The sequence below is a fragment of the Burkholderia sp. Ac-20349 genome (genome assembly GCF_017104865.1).
GTDB classification, from domain to species: Bacteria; Pseudomonadota; Gammaproteobacteria; order Burkholderiales; family Burkholderiaceae; genus Burkholderia; species Burkholderia aenigmatica.
In genome coordinates, this window is the sequence record NZ_JAAGPM010000073.1 from 1 (window position 1) to 14,277 (window position 14,277).

At 66.7% G+C, this 14,277-nt stretch carries 11 protein-coding genes; 8 read left to right on the top strand and 3 right to left on the bottom strand.

The genetic code is table 11. The features are described 5' to 3' along the window. The 7 genes from G3N61_RS22810 to argE all read left to right on the top strand — a co-directional run. A partial coding sequence (locus G3N61_RS22810; protein WP_205823646.1) for a hypothetical protein occupies positions 1 to 227 on the top strand: 227 nt, incomplete at its 5' end. Positions 228 to 367: 140 nt separating this feature from the next. Further along, the gene (locus G3N61_RS22815) at positions 368 to 1,318 is read left to right on the top strand and encodes a DUF6396 domain-containing protein (RefSeq protein ID WP_241017860.1); all 951 of its coding nucleotides are present in this window, start codon (positions 368 to 370) and stop codon (positions 1,316 to 1,318) included. Positions 1,319 to 1,412: 94 nt separating this feature from the next. Beyond that, positions 1,413 to 1,715 carry a hypothetical protein gene (locus G3N61_RS22820; RefSeq protein WP_089454343.1) on the top strand — a complete coding sequence of 101 codons (303 nt, stop codon included), beginning with the start codon at positions 1,413 to 1,415 and terminating at the stop codon, positions 1,713 to 1,715. Positions 1,716 to 2,272: 557 nt separating this feature from the next. Then, positions 2,273 to 3,613 carry an NAD(P)/FAD-dependent oxidoreductase gene (locus G3N61_RS22825; protein WP_205823647.1) on the top strand — a complete coding sequence of 447 codons (1,341 nt, stop codon included), beginning with the start codon at positions 2,273 to 2,275 and terminating at the stop codon, positions 3,611 to 3,613. Positions 3,614 to 3,688: 75 nt separating this feature from the next. Further along, positions 3,689 to 4,126, top strand: coding sequence for a RidA family protein (locus G3N61_RS22830; protein ID WP_107314251.1), 438 nt, complete (start codon positions 3,689 to 3,691; stop codon positions 4,124 to 4,126). 8 nt (positions 4,127 to 4,134) lie between these two features. Then, positions 4,135 to 4,812, top strand: coding sequence for a DUF1028 domain-containing protein (locus G3N61_RS22835; protein ID WP_205823648.1), 678 nt, complete (start codon positions 4,135 to 4,137; stop codon positions 4,810 to 4,812). Continuing rightward, positions 4,805 to 5,968, top strand: a complete 1,164-nt coding sequence (gene argE / locus G3N61_RS22840) for an acetylornithine deacetylase (protein WP_205823649.1) — start codon at positions 4,805 to 4,807, stop codon at positions 5,966 to 5,968. The genes G3N61_RS22835 and argE overlap by 8 nt, the downstream gene beginning before the upstream one ends. A 68-nt stretch (positions 5,969 to 6,036) precedes the next feature. Here the strand turns inward: argE and G3N61_RS22845 are convergent, their stop codons facing one another. Continuing rightward, the gene (locus G3N61_RS22845) at positions 6,037 to 6,960 is read right to left on the bottom strand and encodes a LysR substrate-binding domain-containing protein (RefSeq protein ID WP_043192025.1); all 924 of its coding nucleotides are present in this window, start codon (positions 6,958 to 6,960) and stop codon (positions 6,037 to 6,039) included. Positions 6,961 to 7,353: 393 nt separating this feature from the next. On the opposite strand from G3N61_RS22845, the gene G3N61_RS22850 reads away from it, so the two are divergent. After that, positions 7,354 to 8,775 carry a cytosine permease gene (locus tag G3N61_RS22850; protein WP_089454356.1) on the top strand — a complete coding sequence of 474 codons (1,422 nt, stop codon included), beginning with the start codon at positions 7,354 to 7,356 and terminating at the stop codon, positions 8,773 to 8,775. Positions 8,776 to 8,879: 104 nt separating this feature from the next. Here the strand turns inward: G3N61_RS22850 and G3N61_RS22855 are convergent, their stop codons facing one another. Then, positions 8,880 to 11,159, bottom strand: coding sequence for an FdhF/YdeP family oxidoreductase (locus G3N61_RS22855; RefSeq protein WP_043192021.1), 2,280 nt, complete (start codon positions 11,157 to 11,159; stop codon positions 8,880 to 8,882). Positions 11,160 to 11,284: 125 nt separating this feature from the next. Continuing rightward, positions 11,285 to 14,128 (bottom strand): AAA family ATPase, encoded by a 2,844-nt coding sequence (locus G3N61_RS22860; protein WP_205823650.1) that lies wholly within the window; start codon positions 14,126 to 14,128, stop codon positions 11,285 to 11,287. Positions 14,129 to 14,277: the final 149 nt, after the last annotated feature.

Here is a 14,277-nt window from a genome sequence, read left to right on the forward strand (position 1 = left end):
CTGCCGAATTGCTCAAGCAACTCGGCGGGAATCGCCGGCAGGTCTACCGGTTTGGCTTTCGGTTTGCGAGGCATATAGTCTCCTTCGGAGCATCATATGCCTTGAACACGAAATTACTGACAGGCCCGGCACCTCCGAATCGCCGTGGTCCGCAACGCTTGCGGCGCGTCGAGCGTGGAGCCGTCGCCGATGATCGCGCCGGCCGGCTTCCTGCATCCGTTCCATGATGCGCGTGCGACAGGCGTTCGCTTTTCCTGAGTAGGCTTCCCGAATCGTGCTAAATCAATTGCGTTCGACTCCCGCCAACCGTATCGGCTTGACCCGGTTGGTTTCGGCTTTCCTGTTCGTTGCATGCGCAGCCTGCTCAATGAACGATGCTCCTTCTCGCAACATGTCGTTGACCGCCTTCAACCCTCATCGCACGGCGTTTGCGTGCAAGCACGAGGTAGACGTGGCTCCCCCGCTCGATCCCGAGGCCGATCGATGGAATCAGCAGGCATTGGTGCAGACCAGCGCGCTGTTGTGGCCGAACCAGCGCGATTACAAGGGCGCTGTCGATTTGTGGACGAAGGCGGCCGAGCGCAAGCACTGGAAGGCGATGCTGAATCTGGCGAATGCCTACGCCCAGGGGGAGGGGGTGGATCGTGATTCCGAACATGCCCTGCAGATCACCGAACAGGCGATGAAACTGGGTATTCCGGCGGCCTACGATCTGATGGGTACGTATCACATGGACGGGATGGGCGTAAAACAGGATGCCAGCCGCGCCTATGCATTCTGGCAATTGGCCGCCGATATGGGCAGTCCGAGTGCGATGGCGTATCTGGGTGACAAGATGGACGCGCTCTACGACGACCCCAAGATGGGGTTCTGGGGCAACCGCAAGATCGCACTCCAGATGCTTGAGTGTGCGGTCGCGCAGGGCAACGGACGTGCGGCGTATGTGTTGGGAACGACGATTGCGGGTGATCGAGCCGAGTTGGGCGAGAACAACGAACGCGCGCTCAAAACGCTGCATGCGGGCGTGAAATTCGGCAGTGCCGAGAGTGCTGGATATTTGTTCGGTGCGTTCGATGATGGCGATCCGGTAGCGGGTGGCGTGAAGGATCGGGCTCGTGCCGAGCGTTATATCGTCCTTGCCGATCGCCTGGAACGCGACCCCGACCTGCGTCTGCCGAACCTGGACAAGATGGTGCCGCTGCCGCCCGCCAGACTGCCCAAGTGGGACGGCAACAAGGAGACGTTGATCAACGCGGCGAAGGCGGTGACGTCCGCGCCGGCGTCGCCGGCCAAGCCCGCCGTGAACCCGGGTCGCTGAGTACGGGGCGCGCACGTGCCCGATGGCGACATGCCGCCGCAGAAGCCGCAGGTCAGCGTCGGCAACGCTGCCGAGAACGCTTGACGGAGCAGAAATGCGTAAATCGACGATTGCAGCGATGGTGTGTGTCGGCGGTCTGATCCTGACTGCCTGGGGTGCGTTTGCAGTATTGCAGGCCGTGGCCCAGATCAGCGGAGGTGGCTATGGTTCGCATGACGTGAACGATTTTGCGATCGAGCATTTCCTGCTTCTCGGTCCGCTGCTTGCGTTGGGTGGCTTGGTCGCATGGTTCGCCAGCCGGGGTTCGGCGACATCCGACGACGATGTGGATGAACAGCCCTCGGGCAAGGATGAGCGCGATCCAGCCGCTCCCGCGCACCGGGACGCAGACCGGTAAGCAGTGCCGACATCGCCCGCAGGCAGGATCTGGGCAATTTTGAATGCCCCGGTCTTGTGAGCCAGGGGCACTTGAGCGCGTCGGGCGAGATCCGATTGCGGAGGTGGCCGCCGGTCGGCGAAATGCGTCACGGCGTTGCCGGTGCGCGCATGGGTGACCGTCTCGATCTGCATGGTCAGCACGCTGCGCGACCCTCCGTGCTCGAGCGATTTTTCCGCATACCCAAGCCGCTGCCGGGCGTCGTCAAGCGTGTCGAGCCGTGTCACAACGTGCGCCCCCGGTCATCGTGCAACGGGCTGGTGCACACATTCCGGCTGCGGAAAGGCTTGTGCGAGGGCGCGCATATACCTGATTCGCCCCGCAGCCAGACATGACCAGCGGCTCTCGTGTGCGCACCCTAAAGCCACCCGCACCGCTCACCACCCCCAGCTTTTTGTTCATCAACACCAACAAAAATCATCATTTCGCGCCTGCCTGCGCATCAGCAGAATGTCTCCATTCCAACTCACGCGACAGCACGAGCGTCGCACTGAGCCGCACTTCAGAAGGAGACAGCCGTGGCAGTCGAAACAACCTCAATCGATACGCTCGTCGTCGGCGCCGGTCAGGCCGGCGTGGCCATGAGCGAGCACCTGGGCAAGCTGGGCGTACCGCATCTCGTGCTGGAGCGCAGCCGGATCGCCGAACGCTGGCGCACGGGGCGCTGGGATTCGCTGGTCGCGAACGGCCCCGCGTGGCACGACCGCTTCCCCGGCCTCGAATTCGACGGCCTCGATCCTGACGCATTCGCGTCGAAAGACCAGGTCGCGGACTACTTCGAAGCGTATGCGCGCAAGTTCAACGCGCCGATCCGCACCGGTGTCGAGGTGAAGCAGGTCGTGCGCAATACGGGCAAGCCGGGGTTCGTCGTCGAGACGTCCGACGGCACGATCGAGGCGAACCGCGTGGTTGTCGCGACGGGGCCGTTCCAGCGCCCGGTGATTCCGCCGATCGCGCCGGACGACGCGCGCCTCGTGCAGCTCCATTCCGCCGACTATCGCAACCCGGGCCAGCTCCCGGAAGGCGCGGTGCTGGTGGTCGGCGCGGGGTCGTCGGGCGTGCAGATCGCCGACGAGCTGCAGCGCGCGGGCCGGCAGGTCTACCTGTCGGTCGGCCCGCACGATCGCCCGCCGCGCGCGTATCGCGGCCGCGACTTCTGCTGGTGGCTCGGCGTGCTCGGCGAATGGGACAAGGAGGTCGCAACGCCCGGCCGTGAACACGTGACGATCGCGGTGAGCGGCGCGCGCGGCGGCCACACGGTGGATTTCCGCAAGCTCGCGAACCAGGGCGTGACGCTCGTCGGATTGACGAAGTCGTTCGACGGCGGCGTGGCCGTATTCGAACGCGATCTCGCGATCAATCTCGCGCGCGGCGACGAGAACTACCTGTCGCTGCTCGACGCAGCCGACGCCTATGCGGCCCGCAACGGCCTCGACCTGCCGGAAGAACCGGAAGCGCGCCGCATCCTGCCGAACCCCGACTGCGTCGCGCATCCGATCCTCGCGCTCGACCTTGCCGGTGCGGGCGTCACGTCGATCATCTGGGCGACGGGCTACGCGGTCGACTATGGCTGGCTGAAGGTCGACGCGTTCGCCGACAGCGGCAAGCCGCAGCACCAGCGCGGCGTGTCGAAGGAGCCGGGCATCTATTTCCTCGGGCTGCCGTGGCTGTCGCGGCGCGGCTCCAGCTTCATCTGGGGCGTGTGGCACGACGCGCGGCACATCGCCGACCACATCGCGACGCAGCGCACCTACCTCGACTACCACGACGCATCGCAGCGCCGTTCGACCTCGCGTCCGGAGCAGGACGCCGCCGTGGCGCACGCCGATGCGCAGCCGCTTGCCGACGCGGTGAACTGACCGAACCCATGCCGCTTGCCGCACCGCGTTTGCGTCCGGTGCGGCGGCGGGACCCCTGACGACTGAAGGATTCCGATGAGCCAACCCACCCATACCCGTATCCGCATGTTCAACACCAAGGATACCTACCCGAACCAGACGCTCGACAACGACCTGTGCCAGGCCGTGCGGGCCGGCAACACCGTTTATGTGCGCGGCCAGGTCGGCACCGATTTCGACGGCAACCTGACCGGTCTCGGCGATCCGCGCGCGCAGGCCGAGCAGGCGATGAAGAACGTCAAGCAGCTGCTGGAGGAAGCCGGCAGCGACCTCACGCACATCGTGAAGACGACGACCTACCTGATCGACCCGCGTTACCGCGAGCCGGTGTACCAGGAAGTCGGCAAGTGGCTGAAGGGCGTGTATCCGATCTCGACGGGGCTCGTCGTGTCCGCGCTCGGCCAGCCGCAGTGGCTGATGGAAATCGACGTGATCGCCGTGATCCCGGACAACTGGCAGCCGAACCGCGCGTAGGAGGCGACATGACTTTCTCCATCGTCGGGCGCTGCCCGGAAACGGGCCAGCTCGGGATCGCGATCAGCTCGTCGAGCATCGCGGTGGGCGCACGCTGCCCGTGGGTGCGCGCAGGCGTCGGCGCCGTCGCGACGCAGAACATCACGCTGCCGGCACTCGGCCCGCAGATCCTCGACCTGATCGAGCACGAGCAGCTCGCGCCCGCCGCGGCGCTCGACCGTGCGCTCAGCGCGAACGGCTGGAGCCAGTACCGGCAGGTCACGGCGATCGACGGGCAAGGGCAGACGGCGTGCTTCACCGGCAAGGAAGCACTCGGTACGCATCACGCCGTGCGCGGCGAACAGTGCGTGGCCGCCGGCAACCTGCTGGCCGCGCCGGCCGTGATCGATGCGATGGCGCGGGCCTTCGAACAGGCGCCGGGCCTGCTCGCCGATCGCCTGCTGGCCGCGATGCATGCGGCGATGGCGGCCGGCGGCGAAGCAGGGCCGGTGCATTCGGCCGCGCTGAAAGTGGCGGGCGACGTGACCTGGCCGATCGTCGACCTGCGCGTCGACTGGGCCGATGCCGATCCGATCGGGCAGCTCGATGCGCTGTGGCAGGCGTATCGCCCGCAGATGCACGACTACCAGACGCGCGCGCTGAACCCGACCGCCGCGCCGCGCTACGGAGTGCCGGGCGATGAATGACACGTCGAGCCGCGCGCTGCTCGAACGGCTGATCGCTTTCGCGACGGTCAGCCGCGATTCGAACCTCGAGATGATCGGTTTCATCCGCGACTATCTCGCGGGCTTCGGCGTCGAGAGCGAACTGTTCTACAACACGGAATGCACGAAGGCGAGCCTGTACGCAACGATCGGGCCGCGCGATCGCGGCGGCATCGCGCTGTCGGGTCATACCGACGTGGTGCCGGTCGACGGGCAGGCGTGGACGGTCGAGCCGTTCCGGCTGACCGAGCGCGACGGCCGCCTGTACGGCCGTGGCACGGCCGACATGAAGGGCTTCATCGCATCGGTGCTCGCGGCCGTGCCGGTGTTCGTCGCCCGGCCGCTGAGCGTGCCCGTGCATCTCGCGTTCTCGTACGACGAGGAAGTCGGCTGCCTCGGTGTGCGGCCGATGCTCGACGCTCTGGCCGCGCGCGAGCACCGGCCGCGCCTGTGCCTGATCGGCGAGCCGACCGAACTGAAGCCGGTGCTCGGCCACAAGGGCAAGCTCGCCATGCGCTGCCACGTGAAAGGCGCGGCGTGCCACTCGGCGTACGCACCGTCGGGCGTCAACGCGATCGACTATGCGGCGAAGCTGATCGGCCGGCTCGGCGAGATCGGTGATGCGCTCGCGCGGCCCGGACGGCACGACGAACGCTTCGATCCGCCGTTCTCGACCGTGCAGACGGGGCTGATCAAGGGCGGCCGCGCGCTGAACATCGTGCCGGCCGAATGCGAGTTCGACTTCGAAGTGCGGGCACTGCCGGATTTCGATGCACACGACGTGCCGAGGAAGCTGCAGGACTATGCGGAATCCGAACTGTTGCCGAGGATGCGCGCGGTGCAGCCCGATACCGACATCCGGCTGCAGCCGCTGGGTGCGTATCCGGGGCTCGCGACCGAGCCGGACAGCGAAGCCGCGCGGCTGCTCGCGATGCTGAGCGGCTCCAATGCATTCGGCACGGTGGCGTTCGGCACCGAAGGCGGGCTGTTCGGGCAGGCCGGCATTCCGACCGTGGTGTGCGGGCCCGGCAGCATGGACCAGGGACACAAGCCCGACGAGTTCGTCACGCTCGACCAGCTTCACGGCTGCGACGCGATGCTCGCCCGGTTGGCTGAGCATCTTTCCACATCCGTCTGACATTGCCATCGCCGACACGCACGCACCGCATCCCGCGGCGCGTGCGTTTTCCTGTTCCTGGCTGCTCCTTATCGCGCCGTTTCCGCGACGATCTGCGCGAGCCGTTCGCGGCAGAAATCGACGAACGACTGCGCCTGCTTCGTGAGCTGACCGCGCTTCAGCCGCGCGCTCACGAGCCCCGACGGGCTCACCGTTTCGCTGAGGCCGATCGTCACGACCCGCTGGCCGTCGTACGTGTATTCGGAATGCGGGCGCGTGACGAGCAGCGAGAAGCCGAACCCCTGGCCGACCATCCCGCGCACCATCTCGATCGACGGCGATCCGAACACGATGTTCGGCGTCAGCCCGAGTTCGTGAAAGAGGCTGACGAAATACGTGCGGCTGGGCTGCACGTCGAGCAGGATCATCGGCTCGACGCAGAGGTCGCGCAACGACACGTGCGACTGGCCCGCGAACCGGTGGTTCTCCGGCAGCAGCACGTACGGCTGCTGCGGCGGCATCAGCGGCTCGGTCTCGATCGTGCCGTCGAGGTCGTGGTCGTACATGAGCGCGAGATCGAACGTGCCGGACGTCAGGCCCTGCACGAGTTCCTGCTGGTCGCCGTCGCGCAGCCGGATGTTCACGCCCGGGTAGCGCTCGCGAAAGCCCGCGATCAGTTGCGGCAGATAGAGCGGCGCGACCGTCTCGAAGCAGCCGATGTCGATCTGCCCGGTGATCACGTCGTTGTCGGCGAGCGCGTTCTGCTCGAACTCGTGCGAGATGCGCAGCAGCTCCTGCGCTTTCCGGTAGAAGCGCGTGCCGCTCGGCGTAAGCGACACGCCCTGCGCGTGATGGCGGATGAACAGCTTCACGCCGAAGCTTTCCTCCAGCCCCTTGATCGCGCTGGAGATCGACGGCTGCGCGATGAAGAGCTGGCGCGATGCCTCGGCGACGCTGCCGGATTCCACCGTCGTCACGAAGTATTTCAGTTGCCGCAAAGTGTAGTGAGCCACAAGCACCTCTGATGCACGGCCCCGGCGTGCCGCCGCGGGCGCTATCTGTCCATGGTTTGCGTAGCACCTTACCTGAAAGCTCCCCGGTGCCGAAATGTCCGCTGCAGAGCTTTTTCGTATGTCCCGGAAATATTTTTAGTATTTTCCGGCCGCGATGCGCGTGGCGCACCATCGTCTCCAACCTGGATCACGACGTTCACGACGCGGCCGTGCATGCGCCGGCGGGAGAGTTATTCCGTCCCCGCATGCGCATCGTCCGCGTCGTTCGACACCGCCGCGCGGGCACGCGGGGCGTCGTCGCTCGCGTATCCGGACCCGATGGCAGGCGCGTTCCCAACACGCGCCGGCTGACACGGCACGCGCGCATCGCCGCGCAGGACAGGAGACATCACCATGACGAACGTGGACCGCAATGCGTCCCCGATGATAGAGAAACACACGATCGGCTACGTGCCGCCCGCGGAGCGCCACGGCAAGGTGCGCGACCTGTTCACGCTCTGGTTCGGCGGCAACATCGCGCCGCTGCCGATCGTGACCGGCGCGCTCGGCGTGCAGCTCTTCCACCTGAACCTGATGTGGGGCATCGTCGCGATCGTCGTCGGCCAGGCGGTCGGCGGCGTGCTGATGGCGCTGCATTCGGCGCAGGGGCCGCAGATGGGCATCCCGCAGATGATCCAGAGCCGCGCGCAGTTCGGTTCGTGGGGCGCGCTGCTCGTGACCGTGATCGCGGCCGTGATGTACGTCGGCTTCTTCGCGTCGAACATCGTGCTCGCCGGGAAGTCGGTGCACGGCATCGCGTCGTCGGTGCCGGTGCCCGTCGGCATCGTGATCGGCGCGGTGGGGTCGGGGCTGATCGGCATCGTCGGCTACCGGTTCATCCACATCCTGAACCGGATCGGCACGTGGGTGCTCGGCATCGGGATCGTGGTCGGGTTCTGGATGATCCTCACGCACGTGACGACCGACGATTTCCTGACGCGCGGCGGCTTCGACTTCGCGGGATGGCTCGCGACGGTGTCGCTGTCCGCGTTGTGGCAGATCGCGTTCGCGCCGTACGTGTCGGACTATTCGCGCTATCTGCCGGAGGACGTCGGCGTGGCATCGACGTTCTGGGCGACCTATCTCGGCTGCACGATCGGCTCGACGCTGGCGTTCGTCTTCGGTGTGGTCGCGGTGCTCGCGGTGCCGGCCGGCGCGGACACGATGGATGCGGTCAAGCAGGCGACCGGCCCGCTCGGCCCGCTGATGCTCGTGCTGTTCCTGCTGAGCGTGATCAGCCACAACGCGCTGAACCTGTACGGCGCGGTGCTCGCGGTGATCACGTCGGTGCAGACGTTCGCTTACAAGTGGATTCCGACCGCGAAGGCGCGCGCGGTGGTGTCGGTCGTGATCTTCGTCGCCTGCTGCTACGCGGCGATCGGCGCGTCGACGAACTTCGTCGGCAACCTCGTCGATCTCGTGCTCGCGCTGCTCGTCGTGCTGGTGCCGTGGACGGCGATCAACCTGATCGACTTCTACGTGATCCACCAGGGCAAGTACGACATCAAGTCGATCTTCATGGCCGATGGCGGGATCTACGGCCGCTTCAATCCGCAGGCGCTGCTCGCGTATGCGATCGGCATCCTCGTGCAGATCCCGTTCATGAACACGCCGATGTATGCGGGCCCGATTCCCGCGCATCTCGGCGGCGCGGACCTGTCGTGGGTCGTGGGGCTGGTGCTGACGTCGCCGCTGTACTACTGGCTCGCGACACGCGACAGCGCGTATCGGCGCCGGCAGACGGGCGCGACGATGCCGCCGACGGCGGTGCGGTAAAGACGGGAAAGGAAGAGGGCCATCGCGTCAGTGGTGAGGCGGTGGCCCTTGGAGGAGGTCGGACGGGCTCGCGGTTGCCTATGCGCCGCGAGCCCGTCCGTGAGTCAGACTACCGCCGAGCGCGCGACGCGCACCGGCACCGACTTGTACGACGGCGTGCCGCTTTCCTTGTCGATGTAGTCGAGCGGCACGAGCACGTTCGCTTCCGGGTAGTACGCGCCGACCGACCCCGGCGCGATGTCGTACTCGATCGCGGTGATCTTCTCGAGACGCAGCGCGCGGCCCGATGCGGTGACCGTCTCGATGTCGACGAGGTCGCCGTGTTCGAGCCCGTACTTCGCGAGATCGGCGGGGTTCATGAACAGCACGTCACGCCGGCCGAACACGCCGCGATAGCGGTCGTCGAGCCCGTAGATCGTCGTGTTGTACTGGTCGTGGCTGCGCAGCGTGATCAGCCGCAGCACCTGCTCGGCGCCGAGCACGTCGGCATCTTCCTTCACGCCCTTGTAGACCGAGAACATCGCCTTGCCGGTCGGCGTCGGCCACACGCGCTCGGTGGGCGGCAGCGGCAGGCGGAAGCCGCCCGGCGTGCGGATGCGCTCGTTGAAGGCCTCGAAACCGGACACCGTGCGGTCGATCAGGTCGCGGATACGGTCGTAGTCGGCGATCAGGTCGAGCCATGCGACCTTGCTGTTCGGCAGCGTCGCATGCGCGATGCCCGCGACGATCGCAGGCTCCGAGCGCAACTGGTCGGACGCCGGCTTGAGCTTGCCGGCCGACGCGTGGACCATCGACATCGAATCCTCGACGGTGATCGACTGCCGGCCGGTTGCCTGCATGTCGAGCTCGGTGCGGCCGAGCACGGGCAGGATGAAGGTTTCCTTGCCGACCAGCAGGTGCGACCGGTTCAGCTTCGTGCCGAGATGCACGCTCAGGTCGAGTTTCGCCATCGCCGGGAACGACAGCTCGGGATCGGGCAGCGCGACCGCGAAGTTGCCGCCGAGGCACAGCAGAGCCTTCGCGGTGCCGTCGATCATCGCCTGCATCGCCTGCACCGCGTCGTGCCCGTGATGCGCGGGCGGCGTGAAGCCGCACACGTCCTCGATCTTCTTCAGGAACTCGGCCGACGGTTTTTCGGTGATGCCGACCGTGCGGTTGCCCTGCACGTTCGAGTGGCCGCGCAGCGGGCACACGCCGGCGCCCGGCTTGCCGATGTTGCCTCGCATCAGCAGCAGGTCGGCGATCAGGCGCACGGTGGCCGTGCCCTTGTTGTGCTGCGTGACGCCCATCCCGTACGTGATGATCGTCGCGTTCGACTTCGCGTACGCGAGCGCGACCTGTTCGAGCTGCGCCTGGCTAAGGCCGCTCGCGCGCTCGATGTCGCCCCACGACGTGGCTTCGAGGTCGGCCGAGAACGCGTCGAAGCCGTTCGTGTGCTGCGCGATGAAGTCGCGGTCGAGCACGTCGCCGCGTTCGGCTTCGAGCTGCAGCAGCGCCTTCATGATGCCCTTGAGCGCGGCCGCGTCGCCGCCGGCGTCCACCTGGTAGTACGTCGATGCGATCCGCGTCGAGCCGAACGACGCCATCTCGATCATGTCCTGCGGATCGGCGAAACGTTCGAGCGCGCGCTCGCGCAGCGGGTTGAACACGATGATCGGCACGTTGCGGCGCGAGCACTCGTGCAGCGTGCCCATCATCCGCGGGTGGTTCGTGCCGGGGTTGTGGCCGATCGAGATGATCAGCTCGCAATGGTCGAAGTCTTCCAGCGATACGGTGCCCTTGCCGATGCCGATCGACTGCGGCAGGCCGACGCTGGTCGGTTCGTGGCACATGTTCGAGCAGTCGGGGAAGTTGTTGGTGCCGAGCTCGCGTGCGAACAGCTGGTACAGGTACGCGGCTTCGTTCGATGCGCGGCCCGACGTATAGAACTCGACCTGCTCGGGCGGCAGCGCGCGCAGTACTTCGCCGATGCGCGCGAACGCGTCGTCCCATTCGATCGCGCGGAACGTGTCGGTCGCGCGATCGTAGACGAGCGGATGCGTGAGCCGGCCCATGTTCTCCAGCTCGTAGTCCGACATCCGCAGCAGCGACGACACGGTGTTCGCCGCGAAGAACTCGGGCGTCACGCGCTTGGTCGTCGCTTCCCACGTGACGGCCTTCGCGCCGTTCTCGCAGAACTGGAACGTCGACTTGTGTTCCTTGTCGGGCCACGCACAGCCGGGGCAGTCGAAGCCGTCGGGCTGGTTGGTCCGCATCAGCACGATCGGCGCCTCGATGGTTTCCATTTGCGTGCGCACCGCGTCGGCTGTCGCGCGAAGCGCGCCCCAACCACCGGCGGGCCCGTCGTACTTCCTGATGCCTGGCACTTCGCGTCGATTTGTCATGTGAATCTCCATCTGCCGGTCCCGATGCGGGCGGCTCGGTTTGCGCCGTGTCGCGGCGTGGGGCGGCTCCGTCGCATGGACGGAGCCGGTCATGCGTGCCCCGGGCGTGCGGGGCACGCGGGGTTTCAGTGCGCGTCCTTCTTCGCGCCGGACGACTTCTTGCCGGACGGTTTCGCGGCAGGTGCGGGCGGCGGTGCGTCGGCGGGCGTGTCGCCGGCTTTCGCCTCGTCGGTGGCCTTGGCGGCCGCCTTGCCGTTCGGCTTCGCCTTGCCGTCGGCGTCCTTCTTCGCGTCCTTCGTTTCAGGCGCCGCGAGCTTGTTGAACGTCACTTCGTCGCTGGCCTTGTCGTAGTCGACTTCGCACCGGTCGCCCGACTTCAGGCGATCGGCAAGGATTTCCTTCGCGAGCCGGGTTTCGATGGTCTGGCGGATCTGGCGCTTCAGCTCGCGCGCGCCGAACTCCGGCTGGTAGCCGGCTTCGGTCAGGTGCTCGACGAGCGAGTCGCCCATCACGAGCGTGATGTCCTGCGCGGCGGCCGTGCGCACCACGCGGTCGAGCTGGATCTGCACGATCGCGCGGATGTTCTCCTTCGACAGCGCGTGGAACACGATCACCTCGTCGATCCGGTTCAGGAACTCGGGGCGGAAATGGCCCTTCAGCACCTGCATCAGTTCTTCGCGGATCGCCTTGTCGGTCTTGCGCGCGGCTTCCGGCTGCGTGAGGTTGTCCATGATGATTGCCGCGCCGAGGTTGCTGGTCGCGATGATGATCGTGTTGCTGAAATCGACCACGCGGCCCTTGCCGTCGGTCAGGCGGCCGTCGTCGAACACCTGCAGCAGCACGTTGTAGACGTCCGGATGCGCCTTCTCGATCTCGTCGAGCAGGATCACGCTGTACGGGCGGCGCCGCACGCGCTCGGTGAGCTGGCCGCCTTCGTCGTAGCCGACGTAGCCGGGCGGCGCGCCGATCAGCCGCGCGACCGCGTGCCGCTCCATGTACTCGGACATGTCGATGCGGATGATCGCCTGCTCGTCGCCGAACACGGTCTCGGCCAGCGCCTTCGCGAGCTCGGTCTTGCCGACGCCCGTCGGCCCGAGGAACAGGAACGTCGCGATCGGCCGGTGCGTCTGGCCGAGCCCTGCACGGGACAGCCGCACCGCGTCGCTGACGGCCACCACCGCGTCGCTCTGGCCGACTACGCGCTCGCGCAGCTGCTCTTCCATCTTCAACAGCTTCTGGCGTTCTTCCTGCGTGAGTTCGGACACCGGGATGCCAGTGAGCCGCGACACGACCTCGGCCACCGATTCGACGGTCACTTCGAGCGTCTCGGAGCCCGTCTTGCGCTGCCACGCCTCCATCATCTCGTCGACGGTCTTCTGCTTCGCGTTGATCTGCTCCTCGAACTGCTTCGCTTCGTCGAAGCGCTTGCGCGACGTTGCGTAATCCTGCTCGCGCTTCAGTTGCGCAATCTGCGCTTCGCCTTCCTGGATGTCGACCGGACGCGACGTCGCGCCGATCCGCACGCGCGCGGCGGCCTGGTCGATCAGGTCGATCGCCTTGTCGGGCAGGAAGCGCGACGTGATGTAGCGGTCGGCGAATTCCGCGGCCGCGACGAACGCGTCGTCGGCGAACGTCACCTGGTGGTGCGCCTCGAGGCTGTCGCGCAGCCCGCGCAGGATCACGATCGTCTGCTCGACGCTCGGCTCCGGCACGAACACCGGCTGGAAGCGCCGCTCGAGCGCCGCGTCCTTCTCGATGTACTTCTGGTATTCGTTGAGCGTCGTCGCGCCGATCAGGCTCAGCTCGCCGCGCGCGAGCGCGGGCTTCAGCACGTTCGCGATGTCGAGACCGCCTTCGCCGCCGCCCTGGCCCGCGCCGACGATCGTGTGCAGCTCGTCGATGAACAGGATCAGTTCGTCGTGCTTCGCAGTGACTTCGTCGATCAGCTGCTTCGCGCGCTCCTCGAACTCGCCGCGATACTTCGCGCCGGCCACCATCGAGTTGATGTTGACTTCGACGAGCCGCTTGCCGCGCAGCACCTCGGGCACGTCGCCGTTGACGATCCGCTGCGCGAGCCCTTCGACGATCGCCGTCTTCCCGACCCCCGGCTCGCCGATCAGCACCGGGTTGTTCTTCTTGCGGCGCGCGAGCACCTCGATCGTGCTCTCGATTTCCTGCGCGCGGCCGAGCACCGGGTCGAGCTTGCCCTGGCGCGCGATCGCGGTGAGGTCGCGGCCGAACTTGTCGAGGTTCGGCGTGCCGGTCGGCGCATCGACGCGGCCGTCCTCGGCGCCTTTGCCGACCACCTTCACGACCTTCTGGCGCAGCGCCTCGGGCGTCACGCCGTATTTCTTCAGCAGCGTGCCGGCGATGCTGTCCGGCACCGATGCCAGCCCGATCAGCAGGTGCTCGGGGCCGATGTATGAATGACCGAGATCGCGCGACGCCTGGAACGCGTACTGCACGGCCTTCTTCACGCGCGGCGAGATCGACAGCTTGTCGAGCGGCGCATCGGGGTCGGCCGTACCGGTGTGCGCATGCTCGTCGATGTAGGACCGGATGTCCTGCGGCGACAGCTTCAGTTCCTTCAGCAGCGCGGCACACACGTCGGTGTCGGCCAGCGCGTACAGCAGATGTTCGGAATCGAGCTCGCTGCGGCGCAGTTCGTGCGCCTTCTCGGCCGCCCGTTGCAGCAGTTCCAGCGTCTGCTCGCTGAACGCGTCGGTCGGGTCGACCGATTCGCGCGGAATCTCGGCGGCGAGCGGCGATTCGTCGTCGAGCCCGCCGAACAGCGACGACGAGCCGCCGCCGCCCAGTAGCGAATCGAACGGGTTCAGCATGCTTTGATGCCGCATCAGCTGACGGAAGTGGTAATCGCAGATCGAGATCGTCTTGCGCTCGCCGTCCTGCATCACGGTTGCGCGCGCGACGGCCGGCCGGGCGTGGCAGATATCGCAAAGTGCGGGCATGGTGGTCTGGCTCCTGTCGGTGAAAGTGGGTCGAAGGGTGAAGTCCCGATGCGGTGCGGCGCTTGGCGCATCCCGACCGCGAACGCACGACACGCAACACGGCGGCGCGCGGGCAGCGCTCGGGCTGTCACGCAGCGCGCGTCGGCGTC